Genomic DNA, 25,024 nt, shown 5'->3' with positions numbered 1-25,024 from the left:
GGCTGAGCAGACTTCAGCCCTGGGTATGAGGTCCGCGCCCGGACCCCTGCTCCGCCCGACGACTCGCCTACGCTGACGCCATGGGGTCATCCGTGGAGCAACTCGCGCCGGGGCGTCGGGCGAGCTGGGGCGCCGTGTCGGCGCTCGTCGCCGCCGGGTCCTTCCTCGTGGTGGGCGCCGTCGTCAGGTGGTCGGAACTGGACCAGCTCGAGAACGTCGTGGTCCTGCTCGTGTTCAGCGCGGCGATCGCCCTCGCCGCACTCCGGCCGTGGGTGTCCCTGGCCCTGCTCGTCGTCGTGCCGGCCGCGCAGCTGCTGCAGTCGCGGCAGGCGCCGGACATCGTCGAGTGGACGCTGTACGGGGCAGTGCTGCTCGTCGCCCCGTTCGCCGGCAGCAGTCTCGTCGGGGTCCGTCGGTACGCCGGACTGCTCGTCGGGGCTGTGGTCTGCTTCCTGGATGCGGTGGTGATCGTCCGGGACGGCGGATGGGGTCGGTGGACCCTGCCGAACGGGCAGCCGTTCCAGTCGCACCCCCTCTGGTGGGAGTTCGGCACCATCTTCCTCGGTGGGTTCGGCCTCTACGCGGGCGCGTGGGCGGTCGGCGTCGTGCTGTCCTCGTTGCGCCTCCTCCACCGGCTGCAGGCAGCAGAGGAGCGGCTCGAGGACCGCGAGCTCGCGCTGCGCCTCTCCGAGGACCGCGCCCGGATCGCCCGCGACGTCCACGACGCGCTCGCGCACTCGCTCGCCGTCGTCGTCTCCCAGGCGGAGGGCGCGTCCGCGCTCCAGCAGCTCCGACCCGAGACGACGGATGCATCGCTCCGGAACATCGCCTCCGTCGCTCGGTCAGCGCTCACGGACGTGCGGCGACTGGTCGAGCAGATCCGTGAGGACGACGACGTCGTCGCACCGCGGTCCTCGACCGACGACGTGGACGCCCTGGTCGACCAGATGCGCCTCGTCGGGATGACGATCGCGGTCGAGCGGTCGGGGATCCCCGGTCGGCTCACCCCATCGCAGGACGTCGCGGTGTACCACATCGTGCAGGAAGCCCTGACGAACGCGCTCAAGCACGGCGGGACCTCGAGCACGGCGACGGTCGGCCTGCACTGGACCGCCGACGGGCTGACCCTCGAGGTGGCCTCCGTCGGGGACCGGCCCCTGATCACGCCGGGGAGTTCCGGGAGGGGAGTGGGCCTCGAGGGTATGCGTGAGCGGGCGCGCATCGCCGGCGGGTGGGCCACCGCGGGACGATCGGTGGACGGACGCTTCGTGGTCGACGCCGCCTTCCCGAGCGCGGACGACCAGCACGAGACGGCCGATGCCCGCTCGACCGGAGGCGTCGCGTGATCACGGTGCTCGTGGTGGACGACTCCCCGCTCTTCGCCTCCGGCATCCAGATGCTCATCGAGGCTCAGCCGGAGATGCGGAGCGTCGGCGTCGCGAGCAACGGCACCGAGGCGATCGCGTCGGTGCGAGCCCGACGTCCGGACGTCGTCCTGATGGACCTCCGGATGCCGGTCATGTCGGGGATCGACGCGACCCGCGCCGTCCTGGCGGAGCCGAACGCACCGGCGCCGCGGGTGATCGTCCTGACGACCATCCAGAAGGACGAGGCCGTCTACCAGGCCTTCCGCGCCGGCGCCTCGGCCTTCCTCACCAAGGACGCCACTCCGGCCCGCCTCCTCGCGACGATCCGGGACACCGTCGAAGACCGCGAGCTGCCCGAACGGGAAGCGTCGATGCGCCTCGTGACCGAGTTCGCGGACGACCGCGGCGATGACGGGGTCCGTCGGCGGCTCCACGCGCTCACCGCGCGCGAACGGGACGTGTTCCAGCTCGTCACGCGCGGCCTCGGCAACGGCGAGATCGCCGCGGCGCTCCATCTGTCGGAGGCGACCGTGAAGTCCCACGTGCGGTCGGTCCTGGCGAAGCTCGGCACGACGACGCGTGTCCAGCTGGTCGTGTTCGCCTACGAGAACCAGGTCCACCGACACCTCGACTGGCCCGCCTGACACGACGAGGGCGACCCCGGGAGTCCCGGGGTCGCCCTCGTCGACGAGCGTGTCCTCCGGATCAGACGAACCGACCCGAGGAGATCTTGTCGTTGAACCCGGTCGGCGCGAGACCGTCGTCGTTGTTCAGGTTGCCGTCGCCGGTCTTGATGGCCAGTGCGAAGGACTGTCCCTTGTAGTTGGCGTCCTTGTAGAAGCGCACGGTCGACGCGTTGCCGTTGTTGTACACCGACGAGATGTTGTCGTTGTAACCGTAGGGCGTGTAGTCCTTGATGGACTGCTGGAAGCCCAGCTCCGTTCCCGCGAAGTTGGACGTGATCCAGGCGCAGGCAGCACCGGACGGGCAGTCCGATGCCGCCGCGTTGGCGGGTGCCGCCATCATGACCCCTGCCCCGGCGATGCCGACGACGATCGCGGCGGCGGAGATGGTGCGTGTGAACTTCATGCTGTTCCCCTCGTTGGCGACCGTTCCCTCACGGTCACTCTCGAGGCCAATTCATCCGCACCCCGGCCGACGCGTCCATACACACATCGACACATGCGGAGGGCGGGCCCACCACCCGAGAGCAGTGGACCCACCTTTCGTCCTGCCTCCTACTGCAGGCGGATGCTGTCGAGTTCGGCGTACCCGGTCCCGCCGCCGAAGTTCGGTGAGCCCTTCGCGAGTCGGATCACGTTGTACCCGGCCTTCAGCTGCACCGTCACGTCGACGCTGCCCGTGGGGTTGCCCCACCCGGAGGTGGTCGGCGGGTAGCTCACCGTGGAGAACCCGCCGCCGTTGTAGGCGAGCCCCTGGGTGGCGTTCGCCCCGGTCGCGTTCGCGTACTTGACGGTCATCGTGTACGACCGCGCGGTCGGCACGTTCACCAGGAAGTCCACGAAGCTGTCGGTCCGCGCATCACCGGAACCGTCGATGCGGCCGACGTACCCGCCGTTCGACGCGGTGGTCGAGGAGAGCCGGGCGGCGTTCACGACGGTCGCGTTCTCCGCCTCGTACGTCTGCTGGTGAGTGGGCACACCGGTCGTCGGCGTGATGAGCAGCTGGTAGGCGGCGACCGCGTCCATGTTCGACACCGGGACGCTGATCGAACCGTTGACGACGCTGTAGGTCGTGGTCGACACCAGGTTCGGGGCTGCCTGGTTGGTCGTCCGGCCCGTGGTGTTCGTCGACGAGAGCTGCACCGACACCTGGTTGCCGAGGCCTGCCAGGCCGTTGACCTTGACCGTGTTCGATCCGCTGTCGCCACCGAAGACGACGTTCACCTGCTTGCGGCTGGCGTCGTAGGACGCAACCCCGTCGAGGTACGACTGCGGGACGGTCTGCACGACGTTGCCGGACTGGTCGCCGTACCACTCGTAGGCCCAGTAGGACGCCGTCGGCAGGTTGTCGTACAGCAGCCCGTCCATCGTGCCGGCTTCGTACCAGTACGCCCGCTCGGCGTCGTGGATGCCCGCCCGCTCGAACGCGGCCATGTAGTGCACGCCGATGCTCGGCTGGTCGACCTGTCCGGGTGATGCGTACTCGTTGATCGAGATCGGGATGTGCGGCAGCCCGAGGGAGTCCTCGATGGACCGGAAGTCCGTGACGTGTGCCTGCACGTCCTGGTAGCTGAAGTCCCCGAGCTCGTGCCAGACCGCGACCGACGGCAGCGTGTTCGTGTTCTTCGCGTTCGTCATGAAGCCGACCATGAAGTCGTGGTTGTACGCGCTGGCACCGGGTCCGATGATCGGCGTCTCGGTGTCGATCGCGCGGATGTCGCGGTAGGTCCGCGTCCAGGCGTTCAGGTAGGTGCCGGCGTTCGGGTCGTTCTTCGTGCTCTCGCCCCAGTTGGCGTCCGGCTCGTTCCAGATCTCGTACCCGGCGATGTTCGTGGTGTTCGTCGCGTTCACCCGGGCCGTGATCATCGTCCTGATCTTCGACTCCCAGTCGGACCAGCTGACCCAGTTGTAGGGGAAGGTGCTGAAGATGTCGGGGAGCCGGAGGTACTGCTGACCGCCGGCGGCGGTGATCTTGTCGGCGACCTGCAGACCGTCGCAGCAGGGGTGCGTGGCACCGTTGCCGAGCTGCTGGGTGCCGGGCGGCGGCTGCGTGAAGGTGTTGACGTGCAGCGGGTAGAGCTGACTCAGCGGCGGGGTGTCGCCGGTGTCGACGCCGTACAGGCCGCCGGCCGCGACGTGGGTGACCGGGCGGACGGTCGTCCCGACGTTCACCGTCAGGGTGTTGCCGGCGGCGAAGGCGGGGGTGCCGAGGCCGAGGACCGCGGTCCCCGTGACGGCGATCGCCGAGAGGACCGCTGCGGTCCGACCCGGTCGACCCCGGCGGCGCGCGGCTCGGACGGATGGTCGAAGATGCGTCATTGCTTCCTCCTCGTGGTGCTCCGGGTGGTCCCGGAACGCTGGTGTGGTCACCCCGCGTCGCCCGCGGTGTGCTTGTGGAGCCGACCGAGCCGTTCGGCCTCGGTGTTCCGCTCGTAGCCCAGGTACGCGATGACCGCGAGCACCCGCTGTCGGTTCACCGGACGCACCGTCTCCGGGCAGTTCAGGACGCGGGACACGGTCTGGTGGGACACCCCGGCGACGAGCGCCACGTCGTAGATGGTCGGCTTCTCGGAGCCGTCGAGCACCATTGCTCCTCCTCTCGTGGCCGGCCGGGCCCGGCCGCGTCGCGTCGGTCGCGCCACGGGGGACGGACGGGAGGCACGGTGCGGCTCCCGTCCGCGGCTCGCCTACTCGACGGGCAGGAACACCCGCATCGTCGACGGACCCCGGTTGCCCCATGTCGCGTACGGCACGAGACGCACCTCGCGGGGGCCGTCGACCGACAGCGGGTCCGTGCCGGCACCGTAGGGCAGGCCGACCGGGTCCGGCACCGCGCGCGTCCGGACGGGCAGCCGGACGTCGTCCGCCCCGTGGTCGACCGGCTCGGCGCCGGCGGGCACCACGACGTCGCGGACGTCGACGCCGGCCTCGAGGGACTCGAGGGCGTAGACCAGCGGGCCGCGCTCGACGGCGACCGTGCCGCGGACGGCGTCGATGCGGGGGTCGGGGACCGTGATCCGGGCGTGCACCGGGACCTCGAGCACGATGCGGTCCCCGGTGGCGAACACCCGTCGCACGGTGACGGTGTCGCCCTCCACGGGTACCGCCTGGCCCGCCACGTCGAGCGTGGCGCCCGAAGACCACGACGGTACCCGCAGCCGGAGCGCGACCGGTTCGTCACCGTCAGTGGTGGCGACGACCTCGACCCGTCCGGAGCGCGGCCAGTCCGACCGGACCGAGAACGCCGCGCGGGTCCCGTCACCGAGCACGGTGTCGACCTCGTAGTCGCCGTACTGGTGCAGCTGGAGCCCGTCGTCGCTCACCGTCGCGAACACGCTCTGCACGCTCGCGATCGTGCGGGACAGGTTCGTCGGGCAGCAGGACACCTCGAACCAGGGGGCGCGCAGGCTCGACAGCGCGCGACGACTCACCTCGTCCTCCGGCGGGACGGTGCCCTCGACCCGCTGGTGCATCGTGTTCGCGTAGAAGAACGCGCGGCCGTCCTCGCGCGGTGCGACCATGACCGCGTTGTGGAGCGTGCGCTCGATGAGGTCCGCGTACTTCGACTCACCCGTCTCGAGCAGCAGGCGCCACGAGAGCATGTTCGACGCGATCGCCGCGCAGGTCTCGCCGTACTCGCGGTCCGGCGGCAGCTCGAAGTCGGCACCGAACGCCTCGTCCTGGTGGTGGGCGCCCATCGCCCCCGTCAGGTAGGTGCGCTTGGCGACGGTGTTCGCCCACTGGGTCTCGACGGCCCGGAGCAGCTCGGCGTCGCCCGTCTCGACCGCGACGTCGACCGCGCCGGCCGCCAGGTAGAGCGCTCGCACGGCGTGCCCGCGCAGGACGTCCGCGTCGCGGACGGGCACGTCGTCCTGGAAGTACTCCTGGCCGTACTCGATCGGCGCCAGCAGACCGTGTCCCCGTCGTTCCACGAAGGTCCGCGCGAGGTCGACGTACCGGCGGTCACCGGTCGCCCTGCCGAGTTCCACGAGAGCCGGCTCGATCTCCGGGTGGCCGCACACCGCCTCCCGTCCGTCCGAGCCGAACACCTCGACCAGGTGGTCGGCGACCCGGACCGCCACGTCGACGAGCCGTCCGCCGCCCGCGGTGCGCAGCCGCGCCACCGCGGCCTGCAGCAGGTGACCCATCGAGTAGAGCTCGTGGCCCCACTCCATGTCCGACCACCGGGGTCGCTGCCACGGCCGGCCGAAGGCGGTGTGCAGGTAGCCGTCGGCGTCCTGCGCCGCGGCGACGCGGTCGACGAGCCGGTCGTAGCGGTCGGCGAGGTCGTCGTCGGGCTGCACGCCGAGCTGCCACGCCATCGCCTCGAGCAGCTTGTAGACCTCCGAGTCGACGAACTCGATGCCGGCGTGGTCGAACGGATCCCCGGTGGCGGCGGCGTCGAAGTTGCCGGTCCAGCCGATCCGCTCCATCCAGGTCTCGCAGTGCCGGATCACGGTGTCGGCGTTCCGCTGCTGCCAGTCCGCCCAGTAGCCGCCGGTCAGGCGGAGGTCGCCGAGCGGCAGGGGGCGGAGCGCGCCCGTGGACGGCACGACCGGGCCGGCCGCGACGGTGGTGTGGGTGATGGTCACGATGTCCTCCTGGGACGTGGGTACGGGTGCGTCAGTCCTTCACGGCACCGGCGGTGACGCCGGCGGCGACGTAGCGCTGAGCGAGGACGAGGAGCACCGCTGCGGGGATCGACGCGACCACGGCGGTGGCCATGATCGAGTTCCACTCCTGGTTGTTGTTGCCGATGTAGGCGTAGATGCCGAGGGTGATGGGCTTCGCGTCACCGCCGCCGTCCAGGGTGTTGGCGAACAGGAAGTCCGACCACGCCCACAGGAAGCTGAAGAGCGACACCGTCACGACCGAGTTGCGACTGACGGGCATGACGACCGAGGTGAAGGTGCGCCACGTGCTCGCGCCGTCGATGCGGGCGGCGTTGAGCAGCTCGTCGGGGATGCCACGCATGAACGCGGTGAAGATGAGGACCCCGAACGGCACCGCGATCGTGGAGTCGGCGAGGACGAGCCCCCAGACGGTGTCGAGGATCCCGAGCTGCACGTAGATCGTGTAGAAGCCCATCGCCATGATGATCGCGGGGATCATCTGCGCGATGAGGAGCACGAAGCTCATCGCACCGCCGCCGCGCGGGTTCAGCTTGGCGAGCGAGTACGCGGCCGGGGCGGACAGCGCGAGCGTGAGCACCACGGTGCCGAGGCCGACGACCAGGCTCGTCCCGAGGAACGGCAGCTGCTGCCCGAGCACGGTGGTGTAGCCGTGCAGGGTCCCGTCGATCGGGATGAGGTTCGGCGGGCTCTTCCGCATGTCCTGGTCGCGGGTGAGCGAGACGTTCACCATCCAGTAGACGGGGAACAGCATCACCGCCGTGAGGACGATCCCGAGCGCGGTCCGCCACCAGCGCTTCGTCGCAGGCGGTGTCCCGGTTCCGCGGGGCCGTGCGCCGCGGGCAGGGCGGGTCGTGACGGCTCGGGTGACGGTCGTGGTGGCCATCTCACACCTCCAGGCGGCGCTGCACGCGCGCGTAGACGAGGCCGACGACCAGGGCGATGACGATGAGCACGTTGCCCACGGTGGCGGCGGAGCTGAAGTCGGGCAGGAGCGATCCGAAGCCCAGTTGGTAGGACCAGATGGCGAGCGTGGTGGACGAGCCGGAGGGGCCACCCTTCGTCATGATCCAGATGATGTCGAACACCTTGAGCGTGTAGACGAAGCCGAGCAGCAGGGTGATCGCCGTGACCGGACGGAGCAGCGGGAAGGTGATCCGCCAGAAACGCTGCCAGCCGTTCGCCCCGTCCAGGGACGCCGCTTCGTACAGCTCGCCCGGGATGCCCTGCAGGCCGGAGTACATGATCACGAGGTTGAACGGGATACCGATCCAGATGTTCGCGACCAGGACCGCGAAGAGCGACCAGTCCGGCGAGGTCAGCCAGTTGATCTGCCCGAGGCCGACCGCCTCGAGGAACGCGTTCACGATGCCCGAGTCGCTGTTCATCATCCACGACCACGTGCTCGCGGACACCAGCAGCGGCAGGAGCCACGGCACGAGGAACAGGGCGCGCAGCAGCCCCGACAGCGGGAAGTGATCGTGGAAGAACACCGCCAGGGCCAGCCCGAGGGCGAACTGCACGACGATCGACACGAGCACGAAGACCGTGGTGTGCCAGATCGCCGGTCCGAAGGTCGCGTTCGAGAACACGTCGACGAAGTTCTGCAGGCCGACGAAGGGGGCGTTGCCGGAGACGAAGGACGCCACCGTGTAGTGCTTGAGGCTCAGCTCGATGTTCTTCCACAGCGGGTACGCGTAGAAGAGCACGAGGTACAGGGCGACGGGGGCGAGGAAGGCCCAGGCCGTGAGCTGCGCTCTCCGCTGCGCGTGGGCGCGGCGGCCCCGGGCCGAGGAGGTGGTCTCCTCGGCCCGGGTACGCGCAGCCGACGGTCGCAGTGACGTCGTGTCGGTCGTCATGGTCGTGTCGGCTTCCGTTCGGTGGTGCGGGTGGTGACGGTGCTGGGTGCTGCCGCTGCGGGCTACTTCTGGAGCTTCGCGTCGACGGCCTGCTGCGCCGCCTGCAGCGCGTCTGACGTCGACGCCGACCCGGACTCGGCCTTCTGCACGGCCGTCCAGAGCTGCTCGGAGATGACCGGGTACTGCACGCCGAGGTTGTCCCCGGTACGAGCGCGGGCGGCGCCGACGGCTTCGACCCAGGTCTTGAGGTCGGCGTTGCCGGACAGCTGCTGCTGCTGGAGGTCCTTCGATGCGGCGATGTAGTTGAGCGTGTTGTCGGTCTTCACGACGTTGTCACCCGACGACAGGCACTCGACGATCTTCTTGGTCGTGGCGTAGCGGGCGTCGTCCTTCTGCACGGGGATCGTGAAGAACTCACCGCCGGTCGGCACCGGGGCGGCACCGCCGTCCTTCGCCGGGATGGTGATCACGCCCGCGCCCATCTCCTTGGCGGCGTCCTTCTGCCAGGTGCCGTTCTCGCCGAAGGCGAAGTCGCCCGACTGGAACTCCTGCCAGCTGGTCGTCTGGGTGTTCTGGATGACCGAGTTCGGCGCGTAGCCCTCGTCGATCCAGCCCTTCCAGAGGTTCAGCGCTTCTTCCGCCTTGGCGGAGTCGAGCTTGGTCAGGTCGGCGTCGGCGCCCCAGAACCACGGCAGGAACTGGAACGAGCCCTCCTCGGTGTTGATGCCCGAGAAGGTGATGCCCTTCTTGCCGGCCGCCTTCACCTTCGCGAGCGCCGCCGTCAGCGAGTCCCAGTCCTTCACGGACGCGGGGTCGACGCCGGCTGCCTCGAGCACCTTCGGGTTGTAGTAGAGCGCCAGGGTGTTCGCGCCGATCGGGACGCCGTACGTCTTGCCGTCGATGACCCCGGCGCCGAGGATGTTCTCGGCGATGTCGCCGGTCTTCAGGCCGTTCGTCCCGGTGTCGGTGATGATGCCGGCCTGCGCCAGCGTCGAGACGACCGGGTTGTCGACGAGCAGGACGTCGGGCGACTTGCCCTGCTGCCCGGCGAGCAGCGCCTTGTTCGTCAGGTCCGAGGTGTCGTACCCGGTGCGCTTCACGGTGACGCCGGCGTCCTGACCGCACTGGGTGACGAGCTTGCCCCACGCGGACGAAGCGTCGTACTGGGGGTACGGGTCCCAGAACGTGTAGGTGCCCTTCGCGGCGTCGGACGAACCGGAGCCGGAGGACTGGGCAGAACATCCGGTGAGACCGGCGACGACGCTGGCTGCTGCCACCAGCGCGCCGATGCGGACAACAGTCTTGGTGCGCATGATCACGGGTTCCTCTCTGAATGCGACGTGATCGCCGTTCGGGTCCGGCCACGTCCACTCCACCGAGCGCACCTGCGGGAGGACCTCGTCGTCGAGCGGAACCGAAACCGGTTTCGGGAGCAATGTACGAGCACGCTTGCCGCGGTGTCAAGAACTTTCGTAAACTGGTTTCGGAGGGGCCGATGGACGACGAGGATCACCGCACCGCGACGACGGTGGAGACCGTGACGCTGGCCGACGTCGCCCGCGCCGCCGGCGTCTCGGTGGCCACGGCGTCGAAGGCGCTCAACGGTCGCGCCCACGTGAGCGCCCGCTCGCGGGAGGCCGTGCTCGCCGCCGCCGCCGCCCTCTCCTTCACCCCGAACCCGTTCGCCCGCGCCCTGAACCGTGCCTCGACGAACACCATCGGCATGCTCACGAGCGACCTCGACAACCGCTTCGTGCTGCCGATCCTGCTCGGGGCCGAGGACGCCTTCGGCGCTGGTTCGCTCAGCGTCCTGCTCGCCGACGCCCGCGACAGCGCGATGCGCGAGCAGCTGCAGCTGCAGTCCCTGCTCACCCGGCGGGTCGACGGCGTGCTCATCGTGGGGCGGACCACGAACCCGCGGCCGCCGCTCCAGGCGAAGCCCGACGTTCCCGTCGTCTACGTCTACGCACCCTCGACCGACGAGCAGGACCTGTCCTTCGAGCCGGACAACGAACTCGCCGGACGGATCGCCGTCGACCACCTGGTGGAGACCGGCCGACGTCGCATCGCGATCGTCAACGGCGAGGACACCTACGCCGCCGCGCGGGACCGTCTCCGTGGTGCCGCAGCGGCGCTCGACGAACACCGGCTCGAGCTCGTCGGGAGTCCCGGGCTCGTGTTCGGCCAGTGGGACGAGAAGTGGGGCCGGCAGGCGGCCGAGCGGCTGCTTGAGCGCCATCCGGACCTCGACGCGATCGTCGCCGGCAGCGACCACATCGCTCGAGGGGTCATGGACGCGGTGCGGGAGTCCGGGCGGCGGATCCCCGAGGACGTCGCGGTCGTCGGGTTCGACAACTGGGACATCCTGGTCGAGGGTGCTCGGCCGCAGCTCACCAGCGTCGACATGGACCTGCAGCAGCTCGGGAGGTTGGCCGCCGGGGCGCTGGTCGACACGATCGAGGGCAAGGTGCAGCGAGGGCGGGTGCGGAACCCGGTGTCCCTGGTGGTGCGCGGGTCGACCGTCGCGGGGGCCGACGGAGGCTGAGCCGTACTCAGCGCCGGCCCACACGCCGCAACCGTCCACCGCGTGCGAGGATCGGCTCGTCGGACAGGGGGTCCGGAGCTGGGGGTGACCGGTGGGCGACACGACGGACGAGCGGACCGGCCGGCGGGCGTGGGTGCACGTGGGGACCGCGATGGTGATCGGTCTCGGCGCCGCACAGGCCGCGCACGCAGCGACCGCGCTCGTGCTGTTCACCGGCGTGCCCGGGCTCGCCGCGCTCCTGGTCCAGACGGTCCTGGTCAGCGTGGTGCTCGGCGGTCTCGCAGTCGTCGCGACCCGCCGCCGACGCGCGGCGTGGCTCGGTGCGGCGGCCCTCCTCCTCGTCCCCGCGGTCGTCGTCGCCGACCTGGTGCCCACGGTCGTCAGCGGCTCCGGGTCGACGATCCTGCTCCCCTCCCCCACGCCCCTGCCGTACCTGGTGGGCACGGTCGTCGCGGCCGTCCCGGCGATGCTCGTCCACCGCGGAGTCGTGCGGACGGTGGGCCTGGCTGCCGGAGCCACGAGCGCGGCCGTCGTCGTCGCCCTTCTCGTCGTGGCCGGCGTCCGCGCGCACGCGGGTGTCGTGCAGCGTGACCAGCAGGCCATCGCGCGGGCACAGCACGCCATCGGCGCGGACTTCCGGCCCGTCACGATCTCGCCCGACGGGTACGGCTCCGTGTACGAGGCGAACATCGAGAAGCGGCTGCCGGGCTTCCTGCAGGTGTTCTCGTCGCCGGCCGAGCGGGCGCACGCCCCCGGGCAGACGTCCGGGTCCGACCTGACGGTCGTCACGCTCGCCGCCGACGCCCCGCCGTGCGGTCGGCCGGTCGAGGGCGTCGCACCCGGTGGCGGGTCCGAGCCGGAGACCGCCTGCGACGACGACGGCGACCTCACCCGCCGCACCAGCGCGCACGGTCACGAGGTCTCCGCGGTGGTGGGCGACGTGCTCGTCGCCGTCAGCGCACTCCCCGAGGTCGACGACAGCGTGCTCGAAGCGGCCGTGCGCTCCGCGGAGCCGATCGACGACCAGGCGTACCGGCACGTGCTGCTCGGCGACGGCGACGAGTACACCGACGAGCTCGACGGCAACCGGTGCCCGGTCGTCGGGGTGGCGTGCGGCCCGCCGGCGCACCGCTGAGGCGGACGGGAGGCACGGCGCGGGTCGTCAGCGCGCCTCCCGTCCGACGGTGACCGGTCCCGGCACCTCGAACGGCCCCGAGCAGGCCGCCTCGGTCGGCCGGTCGTCGGGTCGGTCGGTCAGTCGGTCGGACCGAGCCGCAGCGGCTCGACCCGGCCGCCCTGGACCCGGACCACGAGGTCGGCGGCCGCCCCCACGCTGAGCGGCGGGCGCAGCCCGAGCACCGACGCCGCACGCGCGGAGGACGCGCGGACGGCGGGTGGCAGTCGGTCCGGACGACCGTCGACGAACCGGGCCACGGCGTCGGCGACCGTGATCGTGCTCCCGGCCAACGAGGAGCCGTCCGCGAGCCGGGCGACTCCGTCCGAGACCACGACCTCCGAGCCGGCGATCCGGTAGCGGCCGTCGGCGCAGCCGGTCGCCGCCATGGCGTCCGACACGAGCACGAGCCGGTCACCGACGGCGCCGTGCACCAGGTCGACGGTCACCGGATCGAGGTGGTGGCCGTCCACGATGCACTCCACCGTGAGCCGCTCGTCCGTCAACGCGACGCCGACCGGGCCCGGCGCACGGTGGTGCAGCGGGGGCATCCCGTTGAACAGGTGCGTGACGAGGGTCGCGCCGGCGTCCACCGCGGCGCGCACCTGGTCGGCGTCGGCGTCGGTGTGGCCGACCGCGACGACGATGCCCGACGCGACCAGTCGGCGGACGGCGTCGAGCGCGCCCGGGAGCTCGGGCGCAAGGGTGACGATCCGGAGCGCTGCGCCGCCGGCGTCCACGAACAGGTCGACCTCGTCCGGGGTCGGCGGGTGGAGCAGCCCGGCAGCGTGCGCACCCCGTCGGGCCGCAGCGAGCCAGGGCCCCTCGAGGTGCAGTCCGGCGAACGTGCCGTCGTCGACGAGCGGCCGGAGGCGGTGCAGGGCGGCGACCGTGTCCGGCACCGTGCCCGTCGCGATCGACGCCACCAGGCGTCCGGTCCCCCGAGCGGCGTGGTGGGCGGCGGCCGTTCGGGCGTCGGCGACCGAGCACGAGGCGAAGTCGTGCCCGAGAGCGCCGTGCGCGTGCAGGTCGACGAAGGCCGGCAGGACGGTGCCCGACGCCTCGACGACGCGCTCGTGTGCGGGGGCCGGACCGGTACCGACCGCGGCGACCCGACCACCGTCGACGGCGAGCCACGCGTCCGCCAGGTCGACCTCGGCGGTGACGATCCGTGGGGCACGGACGAGGACGGTCACGCGGTCACCGTGACGTTCGGGAGCGAACCGGTGCGCACCGATCCGACCCGCACCGGGTCGATCAGCTGCTGGCGCGCGAGCAGCACCGCGCCGATGGCACCGGCCGCGTCACCGTGCCGCGCACCCACGAGATCGGGGACCCTGACCCCGGTGAGTCGGTCCACCAGCGCGGAACGCAACGGATCGAAGAGCAGCGGTCCGGACTGCGCGAGGCCGCCGCCGACGATCAGGGTGTGGCAGCCGGCCACGGCGGTCAACCACGCCAGGGAGTCGGCGAGCACCTCGACGCAGTCGTCCCACGCCCGCCGAGCCACCGGGTCGTCCGCCACGACGCGGAGCATCGCGTCGTGGGCACTCGGAGCACCACTGCGTCGCGCGACGGCCCCGGCCGAGGCGACCTCCTCGACCCGGAGACCCGCATGTGCACCGTCCCGGATCCGGACCTGGCCGATCTCCCCCGCCCAGCCACCGCCAGGGACCACCCGGCCGTCGACCACCAGGGCGCTCGCCAGACCGGTACCGACGGGGACGAAGGCGACCGTGCCACTGCCGAGCGCGGCGGCGGGGTCAGCGGCGGGTGCAGCCGCGTGGACCTCGGCGAGCGCTCCGGCCCGGACGTCGTGGCCGAAGGCGAGCGGGACGGCGCCGACCCCCGCGGCGCGCAGGGCCTCGGTGACGCGGGCACGGACCGGCACGTCCCGCCAGCCCAGGTTCACGGAGAGCACCGAACGACCCGCGTCCTCGTCGACGACCCCGGGGACGACCAGCCCGATCGCCCCGAGGTCGGTCCCGTGCTGCCGCGCCGCTGTCCGTGCCCGCTGCCCCAGCGCCGCGACGACCTCGGCCAGCGCGGTGGCCTCGGCGTCGTCCCGCGGGGTGGGGACGCGCTGCTCCTCGAGCACCCGCCCGTCGTCGGCGACCAGGCGCACCTTCACGCTCGTGCCGCCGACGTCGATGCCGAGCACTGCGCCGTGAGCGGTCATCCCGAGCCCTCCGATCGTGCCGACCAACACTGATCGGACGCCGTCAGCCTGCCGATCGATCATGATCAGTGCAAACAACGCGCAGCAATTCCGCTCACATCGCCGTATGACACCGCCCGTAGGATGACGCCATGACCCCGCAGCAGAGGCTCAACGCGCTCCTCGAGCTGGTGAGCGACCGCGGGAACGTCTCCATCGCCGAGATCGGCGAGGCGCTGGGCATCTCCGCTGCGACCGCACGGCGCGACCTCGCGACGCTGGCCGACCAGCGACTCGTCACCCGCACGCACGGCGGTGCCGCGGCGCTCGGGGCCGGGTACGAGCTGCCCCTGCAGTACAAGATCGCCCGACAGGCCGAGGCGAAGACCGCCATCGCCCGCGCGACCGCTGCGCTCGTCTCGCCGGGGGACACGGTCGGCCTGAACGGTGGGACGACGACGACCGAGGTGGCGCGCGAGCTCGGCAAGAGCGAACGCTTCATCCGGGCCGACGGCGAGTGCGGGATCACGATCGTCACGAACGCGCTGAACATCGGGTACGAGCTGTCGGTCCGCGCCAACGTCAAGATCGTCGTGACCGGCGGCGTGGCCCGGCGGCAGTCGTACGAGCTCATCGGTCCGACCGTGCGGGACACGCTCGACGGCTTCGCGCTCGACGTCGTCGTGCTCGGCGTCGACGGGCTGACCGGTCAGTACGGTGCGACGACGATGCACGAGGGCGAGGCCGAGGTCAGTCGGCACTTCGCGTCGGTCGGCCGCCGCGTCGTGGTGGTCGCCGACTCGACGAAGATCGAGCGCGCCACCTTCGCGCGCATCTGCCCGCTCGAGCGCATCGACGTGCTCGTCACGGACCAGGCGGTGCCGACCCCGTTCGCCGCGGAGCTGGCGTCCGCCGGCGTGGAGCTCGTCGTCGCGAGCTGACCCGCGGGGCCGCCCCCGGCGATCCCGCGGTCACGGCTGCGGTCGTCCGTCGCCCTGCCGCGAGCGTCGGCGTCCCGACGTTGCCGGCGTGTAACAACCTCGGATGCACGCTTCCGTGATCGAGCCGTGCGTGCTTATTGTGCACTCATGATCGATTTGGCATCATTGCCGTCACAATCACGCAAGGGAGCGAGATGATCACCACGAGCACACGACTGCTCCGGGTCGCCGTCGTCGGCATCGGCCAGCGATCGGCCATCGCCGACCACGTGGCTGCCGCAGGCCTGGACGCCGACGGGGTGGACGCGCGGATCACGGCCGCAGCCGACACCACCGCCGAGGGACGCGAACGGGCCGCCGCACACTGGCCGGAGGCCGAGGTGGTGCCCGGCCACCGGGCCCTGATCGGCACGGACGGCGCACCGAACCTCGTGGACGCGGCGATCGTCACCACCCCGGACTGGACCCACGCCGAGATCGCGATCGACCTGCTCCGCGCCGGCATCGCCGTCTACCTCGAGAAGCCCCTCGCCATCACCGTCGAGGACGCCGACGCCGTCCTGGACGCGGCTGCCGAGACCGGTACGCCCCTGTACGTCGGCCACAACTTCCGGCACGCAGCCGTCGTCCGCCTCATGCGCGACGTCATCGCCCGCGGGGAGATCGGCGAGGTGAAGGCCGTCTGGGTCCGTCACTTCGTCGGCAACGGCGGCGACTACTACTTCAAGGACTGGCACGCCGACCGCAGCCGCGTGAACTCGCTCCTGCTGCAGAAGGCGAGCCACGACCTCGACGTCGTGCACGCCCTCGCCGGCGCGTACACCAGCCGGGTCGTCGGGATGGGGTCGCTCTCCGTGTACGGCGACGTCACCGACCGGCGCGACCGCAGCGACGAACTCATGACCGACTGGTTCTCGTTCGACAACTGGCCGCCCGCCGAGCAGACCGGCCTCAACCCCGTCGTCGACGTCGAGGACGTCTCGATGGTGATGATGACGCTCGAGAACGGCGTGCAGGCGAGCTACGAGCAGTGCCACTTCACGCCCGACTACTGGCGGAACTACACCGTGATCGGAACCCACGGCCGCCTCGAGAACATCGGGGACACCGGCGGCGGGGTCGTCAAGGTGTGGAACCACCGCCGCAACTGGGACGTCGCCGGTGACGTCGAGTACCCGATCGACGGCGTCGAGGACGGCCACGCCGACGCCGACCTCCTCACCATGACCGAGTTCCTCCGCTCCGTCGCCCTCGGCGAGCCGACGACCCTGTCCCCGATCGCGGCTCGCGCCGCGGTCGCCGCGGGAGCGCTCGCGACGCGTTCCCTGCGGAACGGCTCCGTCCCGCTCGACGTGCCGCCCCTCCCCGAAGCCACCATCCGTCACTTCACGGCCGCAACCGGCCACGACGACCCCTCCGGAAGGAACACCCGATGACCCTCCCCTCCCCCCGTCACGGCCGCGGTCGCCGCCGTGCCCTGCTCGGTCTCGCTGCTGCGGTCAGCGCCGTCGCCCTCCTGACGGGGTGCAGCAGCGCGTCGTCCGCCGGTTCCGACTCCGGGACGGGCACGGTCGCGAAGGACACGAAGGCCGACCTGACCTACGCCGTCTGGGACCAGAACCAGGTCGACGCGATCAAGGCGAACATCAAGGGCTTCAACGAGGAGTACCCGGACATCACGGTCAACGTGGACGTGACACCCTTCGCCAACTACTTCACGAAGCTGCAGACGCAGGGTTCCAGCGACACGCTGCCCGACCTGTTCTGGATGAACGGCCCGAACTTCCAGCTCTACGCGGCCAACGGCAAGCTCGCGCCGATCACCGGCGCGGTGGAGTCGGGCGCGATCGATCCGTCGAAGTACTCGAAGGCGCTCGACGACCTGTACACCTACGACGGGACGCAGTACGGCGTGCCGAAGGACTTCGACACCATCGGCGTCTGGGTGAACAAGGCGCTGTTCGAGAAGGCCGGCATGCCGCTGCCGTCGAAGGACTGGACCTGGCAGGACTTCCAGGACACCGCCGCCGAACTGTCGCAGAAGCTGAAGAGCGACGGCGCGTACGGCGCCGCCGGCGGCATGGACGGCCAGACCACCTACTACGACACGATCTTCCAGGCCGGCGGGTCCGTGGTCGACGACGGGAAGTCGGAGTACGACACGAAGGCCGCGCAGGAGGGCATCCGGTTCTGGACCGACCTGATCGGCTCCGGCGCCTCGCCGTCGATCAAGCAGCTGACCGACACCACGGCGGACCAGTGGTTCACCTCCGGCAAGCTCGCGATGTACCAGGGCGGGAGCTGGTTCCGGTCGGCGCTCATCGGCACCGACCTGGAGCAGGACGTCGTCGTCTACCCGCTGCCGAAGGGCAAGGAGCAGGCGACCGTGATCCACGGTGTCTCGAACGTCGTCGCCGAGGGGTCGAAGAACAAGGCGGCCGCCCAGGCACTGCAGGCGTACCTGGCGAGCAAGCCGGCCCAGCAGCAGCAGGGTGACATGGGCGCGGTCATCCCGGCCTACGAGGGCACGCAGGACGCCTTCACGAAGACGATGCCCGACGCGGACCTGCAGGTCTTCCTCGACGCGGTCGACTACGCGAAGCCGCTCCCGGTGTCGAAGAACACCGCCGCGTGGAACACCCTCGAGACGAACCTCCTGCCGAGCGCCTTCGACGGGTCGCGACCCGTCGACCAGGTGACGGCGCAGCTGGCGGAGGAGATGGACGCCGCGCTCGCCAAGGAGTGACCGTCACGCCGATCGGTCGGGTCCGCCCGGCCGATCGGCGCCGTCCGTCCCACCGGACACCCGCACCCGCACCCCTCGATCCGCCCGCCCGGCGTAGGAGCGACCCGATGACCACCACCACCCGGCAGACGAGGGCGACCCGCCCGCCGTCCCGACCTCACCACGACGAGCGGCCCAGGCCGACCCGTGCCTCCCGCACCGACGGCATCTGGCCGTGGCTGTTCGTGCTCCCGCTGCTGATCGGCGTCGGCACGTTCTTCATCTGGCCGATCCTGCAGACCTTCTGGTACTCGTTCACGAGCTGGGGTGTGTTCGGCGGCGCCACCTTCACCGGGCTCGCGAACTACACCCGCCTGCTGTCCGACCCGCAGCTGTACCAGTCGCTCGTCAACACGATCGTCTACACGGTGATCGTCCTGCTCGGCATCCCGATCGCGGTCTGGCTCGCGAGCCTCCTCAACACCCCGGGCCTGCGGTTCGCCCAGTTCTACCGCGTGCTCTTCTTCCTGCCCTACGTGGCGATGCCCGCGGCGATCGCCCTGGTGTGGCGCATCATGTTCAACGGCGACTTCGGCATCGTGAACTGGTTCCTCGGACGCTTCGGCATCGACGGCCCGTACTGGATCTCGACCCCGGGCTTCGCGCTCGTCGCGGTGTCGCTCGTCGGCCTGTGGTCCTCGCTCGGCTTCTCGATGATCATCCTCGGCGCGGGGCTCAAGGACATCCCGCCCGAGCTGTACGAGGCCGCCGAGCTCGACGGCGCGAGCCGCTGGCGCCAGTTCCGCTCGCTCACCGTGCCGCTGCTGACGCCGAGCATCTTCTTCGTGCTCGTGGTCACCACGATCTCGAGCTTCCAGCTGTTCGACCTGCTCTACGCCATCCTCGGTTCCACCAACCCGGTCATCCCGAAGACGATGTCGCTCGTCTTCTACTTCTACAACGCCGGGTTCATCGACAACGACAAGGGCTTCGCGGCTGCGATCGCGATGGTGATCTTCGTGCTCATCGGCATCATCACCGTCGTGCAGTTCCGGGTCCAGCGGAAGTGGGTCCAGTCATGACCGGCACCGTCGACGCACGCGGCAGCAGGGTCGCGGCAGCCACGAGGGCGGCGGGCCGCACCCGCGCGACGACCGCCGCACGTCCCGGTCGCCGCGGCGGCAGCCGCTGGTGGATCCACGTGGTGCTCGGCATCGGCGGGTTCGTCATGGCGTTCCCGTTCCTCTGGCAGATCGTGATGGCGCTGTCCACGAACGCGCAGGTCACCTCGCCGACGCCGACCTTCTGGCCGGGCGAGCTGCAGTGGGGGAACTTCGCCCGGGTCTTCGAGCGGCTCCCCTTCCTCGACCAGCTGGCGACCTCGATCTGGGTGACCCTGATCCGCACCCTGGCGCAGATCGTGCTGTGCACCCTGGCGGGCTACGCGTTCGCCCGGATGCGGTTCCGCGGACGCGCGATCATCCTCGGCATCGTGCTGTCGATCCTGCTGGTGCCGTCGCAGGTCTACCTCATCTCGCAGTACCAGATCGTGCAGGGCCTCGGGTGGCTGGACACCCTGGCCGGCATCGTCGCGCCCGGGCTGTTCAGTGCCTTCGGCACGTTCCTGATGCGGACGGCGTTCCTGAACATGCCCGCCGAACTCGAGGAGGCCGCACGCATGGACGGCGCGAACCCGTTCCAGACCTTCTGGCGGATCATGCTGCCGCTCGCGCGCCCGTCGATCAGCGTGCTCGCGATCACGACGGTGCTCTGGTCGTGGAACGAGCTGCTCTGGCCGCTGGTGGTGTCCACCCGTGCCGAGGACATGCCGCTCGCCGCCGGGCTCGCGACGCTCTCCAGCGACCGCACCATCGACTACCCGCTGCTCATGGCGGCGAGCCTGATGGCGATGGCACCCGTCCTGGTCCTGTTCATCGTGCTGCAGCGGCGGGTGATCGACGGACTCGCGTCCTCCGGCCTGAAGTGAACGGCGGCCGCGACGGCCACCGGACGAAGCGCCCCTCGGGATCCGAGGGGCGCTTCGCCGTTTACGACGAGCGTCCGGACGGGAGGCACGGTGCCGGACCGCCCCGCGCCTCCGGACCGGCGGTACGCACGACGGGAGGCACGGTGCCGGACCGCCCTGTGCCTCCAGGCCGGCGGTACGCACGACGGGAGGCACGGTGCCGGACCGCCCCGCGTTTCCACACCGGCGGTACGCACGACGGGAGGCACGGTGCCGTGGGCACCGTGCCTCCTGTGAGCTGCGTCCCGCTTCAGCCCTTCAGGCCGGCCGACGCCATCGTCGCGACGAACTGCTTCTGCGCCACCAGGAACAGCAGGATGAGCGGCAGGGTCGCGACCACGTTGCCGGCCATCAGCAGCGACCAGTCGGTCCGCCGCGCCCCCTGGAAGTTGGTCAGACCGAGCTGCAGGGTGAACGAGTCCGCGTCGTTGATCGCGACGAGCGGCCAGACCAGGTCGTTCCACGACCCGAGCAGGGTGAAGATCGCGAGCGTCGCGAGCGCCGGACGCGCGAGCGGCAGGACGATCCGGAAGAAGACCTGCAGGCGGGTGCAGCCGTCGATCTGACCGGCCTCCTCGAGCTCGGCGGGCAGGGACAGGAAGAACTGCCGCATCAGGAAGATGCCGAACGCGGACGCGAGCCAGGGCACGATCGCCGCACCGAGGCTGTCCACGAGGTGCAGCCGAGCGAACATCACGTAGGTCGGGATCATCAGGAGCTGCGAGGGGATCATGATCGTTGCGAGGATCGCCAGGAACCCGAACGTCCGGCCAGGGAACCGCAGCCGCGCGAAGCCGTAGCCGGCCAGCGAGCAGAGGACGAGGTGCGAGACGATCGCCGACGCCGACACGATGACCGTGTTGAGGAGCCAGTGCAGGATGTCCGACTCCGCGAACAGGCGCGAGTAGCCCGAGAACGTGAACTGCGTCGGCAGGAACGACGGCGGGAACCTGTTGATCTCCGACGCCGGTTCGAGCGAGGTGAGGAACATCTCGACGAACGGCAGCAGGAACAGGAGTGCCACCGGTGCGAGCAGGAGGTGCCACGGGCTGAACGGCAGGCGACGTCGACGGCGGGGCGCGGTGCGCGCGGCGGGAGCCGCGACGGCGGCCGACCGGTTCGGGGTCTCGAGTACGCGGGTCTCGACGGTCATCGTGACGCCTTCCTTCCGGCTCGGCGCTGCACGACCGTGACGATCACGGTCGCGGTGAGGGTGACGAAGAACATGCCGTAGGCGATGGCCGACCCGTAGCCGAACTGCAGGTTCTGGAAGGCCGTCTTCCACAGGTAGTAGACGATCGTCTGCGTGGCGTCGAGCGGTCCGCCTCGGGTGGTCGCGTAGACGAGGTCGAAGAGCTGCACGGCCTGCAGGGTCTGGTAGATCCCGACGAACGCCGTGACCGGTGCCAGCTGTGGCCACACCACGCGCCAGAACGTCTGCCAGTTGTTCGCACCGTCGATGCGCGCTGCCTCGAGCACGTCGCCCGGGACGTCCTGCAGCGCTGCGAGGTAGATGACGGTCGTGAAGGCCGCCTGCCCCCACAGGGACATGATGACGATCACCACCATCGCCTCGGAGCGGTCCTCGAGCCAGCCCTGCGGCGGGACGTGCAGCACGCGGAGGACGTTGTTGACGACGCCGAACTGCGGGCTGAACAGGTAGGTGGTCAGGATGCCGGTCGCGGCGGCGGACGCCACGAACGGCACGAAGATCGCCGTTCGGTACAGCCCGATGAACCGGATGCGCCGGTTCAGGGCGACGGCCAGGGCGAGCCCGAGCAGCAGGGACGCGGGGACGAACAGCACCGTGTACAGCAGGGTGTGCACGGCAGCCGCTAGCGCACTCGCGTCGGTCGCCAGGTCCTGGTAGTTCTCGATGCCGGCGAACGACGGCGGGCTGAAGCCGTCCCAGCGCTGGAACGAGAGCACGAGCGCCCAGACGCCGGGGAAGATCGTGAGGCCGAGCACGACCGCCAGGGCCGGGGCGACGAAGCCCCAGCCGGCGAGGCCCTCGCGGGCAGCTGCGGACCGGCGTCGGCGCCCGGGTCGAGGCGCCTCGGTGTCGGTGGTCGGACGGGTGCGGAGTGCGGGAGTGGTCACGGGGCCTCCTAGCCCTGACGGAGTGCCTTGTCGGCGACGACGGTCGCCTGCCGGAGCGCCTCGGCCGGTTCGCCCTCGCCCTGCAGCACGCGGGACACCGCGTCGCCGAAGGCCTCGGACAGGCCGTTGTAGCCGGGCAGGGTCGGACGGACCTGCTTCGCGTTCGCGGAGTTCGCCTGGATGACGTCGAGTCCGGGCAGGGCTGCGACCTGCTTCCGGAAGGCCGGGCTGTCGGCCTCGCTCGACCGCAGCGGCAGGTTGCCGACCGCGACGTTGAACCGTTCGTCCTGCGCGGGCGCGGTCAGCCACTTCGTGAAGTCCTTCGCCCAGTACGCGCGGTTCACGTCGTGGTTGTCGAAGAGGGTCCAGAGATCGGGCCCGGACACCGTCTGGTGGTCGCCGTCCGTCCCCGGGAGCCGCACGACGCCGTACGAGGTGCCTGCGGTCTTCAGGGCGGAGAGCTCCCACGGGCCGGAGGTGATCATGCCGACGCGGTCGCTCTCGAACAGCTGCGCGAACTTCGTGTCCGTCTGGTCGAGGTAGACGCTCCGGTCCGTGACGGCCATCGACCGCATGAACGACAGGGCGTCGACGCCGGCCTCCGAGTCGAACGCTGCGTGCTCGCCGTCCTCGGACAGGATCGAGCCGCCGTTCTGCCAGAGGTGCGGCCACATCTGCCAGGTGGTCTCCTCGCTGCCGGACACCGAGTAGCCGTAGCCGAAGGTCTGGCTGTCCCGGTCCGTCAAGGCCTTCGCGGCGCGACGGAAGTCCGACCAGTCCCAGTCCGCCGTCGGGTACGGCTCGCCGGCGGCGTCGAAGACCGTCTTGTTGTAGAAGAGCGAGATGTTGTCGACGACCGCGGGGAAGCCGATCACCTTCCGCCCGGTCGGCTGCGCGGTCCCGCGGGCCGCCGGAGAGAACTCGTCCCAGTGGGTGTCCGGGTCCTCGGCCTCGGCGCGCAGGTCGAGCGTCCGTCCGGACCGTTCGAGCTGGCTCGCCCACGACCCGAAGGTGTACGAGATGTCGGGTGAGTCGTTCCCGGCGAACGAGGCCGCGAGCTTCTGGAGCAGCTCGTCGGTCGACGACGCCCCGGAGGACATGTCGATCGTCACGTTCGGGTGTGCGTCCTCGTACTCGTCGACGAGCCCCTGCAGGAGCTTCGCCGCCTCGTCGCTCTGGCCCGACCACATGGTGAGGCGGACGGGCGCCGCGGTGTCGAGGACGGTGGCACCCTGCGGTGCGCAGCCGGTGAGGACCGTGGCGGCGACCGCGATCGCGACGGCGAGCGCCGTACGTGCGGACCGTCGTGCGGTCGGGCGGCGGGCGGAGCGGGTACTGCTGCCGGTGCGGGTGCGGGTCCGTGTCACTGTGGACTCCTTCGTCGTCAGTGGTGCGTCGTCGGCGGTCGGCCGGGTCAGATCCCGCGAGCGGGGATCGTCGCGCGCAGCGGTTCCGGAAGCAGGTCACCGTGCGCGACCACGAGGTCGTTGCACAGCTCCCAGATCTGCTCGGGCGTGAGCGTCGAGGACGCGTTCGGGTCCATGAGCACCGCCTGCCGGACCGCGATGGGGTCACCGGTCCGCGCGGCGTGCACCGTGAGCTCGTTCACGGAGACGTACGAGCGGTTCAGCGCCGCAGCCTGGACCGGGAGTGCCCCCATCGGGATCGGGGCGATGCCGTCGGCTCCGACCGTGGCCGGGACCTCGACGACGCACCCGTCCGGCAGGTTGTCGATCAGGCCCGCGTTCGGCACGTTCGCGTGGATCTCGCGCTCGGTACCGGTCACCAGTGAGTGGATGACCTGCGGGGCGTACTCCGACGCGCCCTCCTCGAGCTGCACCGGTCGACCGGCCGCCAGGTCGCGCTCGGCCGCCTCGAACTCCGCGACGTTGTCCTCGGAGATGCCGACGTACTCGAGCGGACGCAGGCGGAAGCGGTCCACCTGCTCCGGCGAGCGGAGGAACCACGACAGGTACTCGGACGAGTGCTCGCTCGTCTCCGTCGGGTAGAAGCCGATCCGCTTGAAGATCTCCACCCGGACCCGGCGTTCGAGCTCGGGGTCCTGCCGGATGCGCTCGCGGAGCCGGGGGTACAGGTCCTCGCCCTCGTGCGTCCACTCGAGCAGCCACGACTGGTGGTTGACGCCCGCCGCACGGAACCGGGTCTGTCCGACGTCGAGGCCGACGAGCTCGGCGAGGTCGTGCGCGGTCCAGTAGACGCTGTGGCAGAGCCCGAGCGCGGTGATGTCCGGCGCGACGGTGTTCGCCCACCAGATGTTCATCGCCATCGGGTTCGTGTAGTTGAGCAGGACCGCGTCCGGGGCGACCTCGCGCATGTCCGCGGTCAGCTCGGTGAGGAACGGGAAGGTCCGGAGTGCCCGGAACACGCCGCCGACACCGGTGGTGTCGCCGATCGTCTGGTGCAGGCCGTACCGCTCCGGGATCTCGAGGTCGGTCCGGGTCGCCGCGATCCCGCCGATCTGCACCATGTCGACGACGAAGTCGGCGTCGGCGAGGGCGCGACGGCGGTCGGTCGTCGCCGTGACGGTGACCGGACGCCCGAGGCGCTCGCTCACCTGGTGGGCGGTGGCCTCGGCGACGGCGAGGCGGCGCTCGTCGACGTCGAACAGCCGGAGGTCCAGCTCGGGGAGGTCGTCGTAGCGGAGGAGGTCGGCGAGCAGCTGTCGGGTGAAGACGACGCTGCCGGCGCCGACGAACACGATGCGGGTCACGGGAAGCCCTTCGTTCGGGGTACCGCCGAGGGTCGGCGGACGGAACCACCTGCGGTGGCAGAAGGCACGGAGGGGTGGGAGGGC

22 protein-coding genes are annotated in these 25,024 nt (G+C 70.7%); 9 read left to right on the top strand and 13 right to left on the bottom strand.

What is annotated here, in order from left to right:
• Nucleotides 1–80 precede the first annotated feature (80 nt).
• Together QUG98_RS06565 and QUG98_RS06560 are read left to right on the top strand one after the other, a co-directional pair.
• Nucleotides 81–1,346 carry a sensor histidine kinase gene (locus tag QUG98_RS06565; protein WP_289469797.1) on the top strand — a complete coding sequence of 422 codons (1,266 nt, stop codon included), beginning with the start codon at nucleotides 81–83 and terminating at the stop codon, nucleotides 1,344–1,346.
• Nucleotides 1,343–2,011 carry a response regulator gene (locus tag QUG98_RS06560; RefSeq protein ID WP_289469796.1) on the top strand — a complete coding sequence of 223 codons (669 nt, stop codon included), beginning with the start codon at nucleotides 1,343–1,345 and terminating at the stop codon, nucleotides 2,009–2,011. The genes QUG98_RS06565 and QUG98_RS06560 overlap by 4 nt, the downstream gene beginning before the upstream one ends.
• 61 nt (nucleotides 2,012–2,072) lie before the next feature.
• Here QUG98_RS06560 and QUG98_RS06555 read toward each other — a convergent pair whose 3' ends face one another.
• From QUG98_RS06555 to QUG98_RS06525, 7 genes are all read right to left on the bottom strand, one after another.
• Nucleotides 2,073–2,456 carry a peptidase inhibitor family I36 protein gene (locus QUG98_RS06555; protein WP_289469795.1) on the bottom strand — a complete coding sequence of 128 codons (384 nt, stop codon included), beginning with the start codon at nucleotides 2,454–2,456 and terminating at the stop codon, nucleotides 2,073–2,075.
• A gap of 149 nt (nucleotides 2,457–2,605) precedes the next feature.
• Nucleotides 2,606–4,369 carry a carbohydrate-binding protein gene (locus QUG98_RS06550; protein ID WP_289469794.1) on the bottom strand — a complete coding sequence of 588 codons (1,764 nt, stop codon included), beginning with the start codon at nucleotides 4,367–4,369 and terminating at the stop codon, nucleotides 2,606–2,608.
• A gap of 47 nt (nucleotides 4,370–4,416) precedes the next feature.
• The gene (locus QUG98_RS06545) at nucleotides 4,417–4,638 is read right to left on the bottom strand and encodes a LacI family DNA-binding transcriptional regulator (RefSeq protein WP_353067829.1); all 222 of its coding nucleotides are present in this window, start codon (nucleotides 4,636–4,638) and stop codon (nucleotides 4,417–4,419) included.
• A 99-nt stretch (nucleotides 4,639–4,737) separates the two neighbouring features.
• Nucleotides 4,738–6,642: a glycoside hydrolase family 127 protein gene (locus tag QUG98_RS06540; RefSeq protein ID WP_289469793.1), complete on the bottom strand. Its 1,905-nt coding sequence runs from the start codon at nucleotides 6,640–6,642 to the stop codon at nucleotides 4,738–4,740.
• A 31-nt stretch (nucleotides 6,643–6,673) separates the two neighbouring features.
• Complete coding sequence (locus QUG98_RS06535) at nucleotides 6,674–7,567, bottom strand: carbohydrate ABC transporter permease (protein WP_434533417.1); 894 nt, start codon at nucleotides 7,565–7,567, stop codon at nucleotides 6,674–6,676.
• Between the two features lies 1 nt (nucleotide 7,568).
• A complete protein-coding gene (locus tag QUG98_RS06530) occupies nucleotides 7,569–8,540 on the bottom strand; it encodes a carbohydrate ABC transporter permease (protein WP_289469792.1) in 972 nt (323 codons plus the stop codon).
• A 62-nt stretch (nucleotides 8,541–8,602) separates the two neighbouring features.
• Nucleotides 8,603–9,853 carry a sugar ABC transporter substrate-binding protein gene (locus QUG98_RS06525; RefSeq protein WP_289469791.1) on the bottom strand — a complete coding sequence of 417 codons (1,251 nt, stop codon included), beginning with the start codon at nucleotides 9,851–9,853 and terminating at the stop codon, nucleotides 8,603–8,605.
• A gap of 182 nt (nucleotides 9,854–10,035) precedes the next feature.
• On the opposite strand from QUG98_RS06525, the gene QUG98_RS06520 reads away from it, so the two are divergent.
• Both QUG98_RS06520 and QUG98_RS06515 read left to right on the top strand, forming a co-directional pair.
• Nucleotides 10,036–11,085 carry a LacI family DNA-binding transcriptional regulator gene (locus QUG98_RS06520; protein ID WP_289469790.1) on the top strand — a complete coding sequence of 350 codons (1,050 nt, stop codon included), beginning with the start codon at nucleotides 10,036–10,038 and terminating at the stop codon, nucleotides 11,083–11,085.
• 91 nt (nucleotides 11,086–11,176) lie between these two features.
• Entirely contained in the window at nucleotides 11,177–12,220 is a 1,044-nt protein-coding gene (locus QUG98_RS06515; protein WP_289469789.1) for a hypothetical protein, read from the top strand.
• Nucleotides 12,221–12,339: 119 nt separating this feature from the next.
• On the opposite strand, the gene QUG98_RS06510 is transcribed toward QUG98_RS06515, so the two are convergent.
• Together QUG98_RS06510 and QUG98_RS06505 are read right to left on the bottom strand one after the other, a co-directional pair.
• Nucleotides 12,340–13,455: an N-acetylglucosamine-6-phosphate deacetylase gene (locus tag QUG98_RS06510; RefSeq protein ID WP_289469788.1), complete on the bottom strand. Its 1,116-nt coding sequence runs from the start codon at nucleotides 13,453–13,455 to the stop codon at nucleotides 12,340–12,342.
• Nucleotides 13,452–14,438 (bottom strand): ROK family protein, encoded by a 987-nt coding sequence (locus tag QUG98_RS06505; RefSeq protein WP_289469787.1) that lies wholly within the window; start codon nucleotides 14,436–14,438, stop codon nucleotides 13,452–13,454. Before QUG98_RS06505 ends, QUG98_RS06510 begins: the two co-directional genes overlap by 4 nt.
• 131 nt (nucleotides 14,439–14,569) lie before the next feature.
• Between QUG98_RS06505 and QUG98_RS06500 the strand changes: the two genes are divergently transcribed.
• The 5 genes from QUG98_RS06500 to QUG98_RS06480 all read left to right on the top strand — a co-directional run bounded on the left by QUG98_RS06500 (nucleotide 14,570) and on the right by QUG98_RS06480 (nucleotide 20,070).
• Nucleotides 14,570–15,358 (top strand): DeoR/GlpR family DNA-binding transcription regulator, encoded by a 789-nt coding sequence (locus tag QUG98_RS06500; protein ID WP_289469786.1) that lies wholly within the window; start codon nucleotides 14,570–14,572, stop codon nucleotides 15,356–15,358.
• Between the two features lie 194 nt (nucleotides 15,359–15,552).
• Nucleotides 15,553–16,794, top strand: coding sequence for a Gfo/Idh/MocA family protein (locus QUG98_RS06495; protein WP_289469785.1), 1,242 nt, complete (start codon nucleotides 15,553–15,555; stop codon nucleotides 16,792–16,794).
• Nucleotides 16,791–18,104, top strand: coding sequence for an ABC transporter substrate-binding protein (locus QUG98_RS06490; protein WP_289469784.1), 1,314 nt, complete (start codon nucleotides 16,791–16,793; stop codon nucleotides 18,102–18,104). Before QUG98_RS06495 ends, QUG98_RS06490 begins: the two co-directional genes overlap by 4 nt.
• A gap of 107 nt (nucleotides 18,105–18,211) precedes the next feature.
• Entirely contained in the window at nucleotides 18,212–19,165 is a 954-nt protein-coding gene (locus tag QUG98_RS06485; protein ID WP_289469783.1) for a carbohydrate ABC transporter permease, read from the top strand.
• On the top strand, nucleotides 19,162–20,070 hold the full coding sequence (locus QUG98_RS06480) for a carbohydrate ABC transporter permease (RefSeq protein ID WP_289469782.1): 909 nt from the start codon (nucleotides 19,162–19,164) through the stop codon (nucleotides 20,068–20,070). The genes QUG98_RS06485 and QUG98_RS06480 overlap by 4 nt, the downstream gene beginning before the upstream one ends.
• Before the next feature lie 289 nt (nucleotides 20,071–20,359).
• Here QUG98_RS06480 and QUG98_RS06475 read toward each other — a convergent pair whose 3' ends face one another.
• The 4 genes from QUG98_RS06475 to melA are packed head-to-tail and all read right to left on the bottom strand — an operon-like array spanning nucleotide 20,360 to nucleotide 24,940.
• Nucleotides 20,360–21,262, bottom strand: a complete 903-nt coding sequence (locus QUG98_RS06475; protein WP_289469781.1) for a carbohydrate ABC transporter permease — start codon at nucleotides 21,260–21,262, stop codon at nucleotides 20,360–20,362.
• On the bottom strand, nucleotides 21,259–22,209 hold the full coding sequence (locus QUG98_RS06470; RefSeq protein WP_289469780.1) for a carbohydrate ABC transporter permease: 951 nt from the start codon (nucleotides 22,207–22,209) through the stop codon (nucleotides 21,259–21,261). The genes QUG98_RS06475 and QUG98_RS06470 overlap by 4 nt, the downstream gene beginning before the upstream one ends.
• An 8-nt stretch (nucleotides 22,210–22,217) precedes the next feature.
• Entirely contained in the window at nucleotides 22,218–23,576 is a 1,359-nt protein-coding gene (locus QUG98_RS06465; RefSeq protein ID WP_289469779.1) for an ABC transporter substrate-binding protein, read from the bottom strand.
• 47 nt (nucleotides 23,577–23,623) lie between these two features.
• On the bottom strand, nucleotides 23,624–24,940 hold the full coding sequence (gene melA, locus QUG98_RS06460) for an alpha-galactosidase (protein WP_289469778.1): 1,317 nt from the start codon (nucleotides 24,938–24,940) through the stop codon (nucleotides 23,624–23,626).
• Nucleotides 24,941–25,024: the final 84 nt, after the last annotated feature.

Origin of the sequence: Curtobacterium subtropicum (assembly GCF_030362975.1) — a bacterium.
GTDB lineage: Bacteria > Actinomycetota > Actinomycetes > Actinomycetales > Microbacteriaceae > Curtobacterium > Curtobacterium subtropicum.
This window is presented reverse-complemented; position numbering and strand designations above follow the sequence as displayed.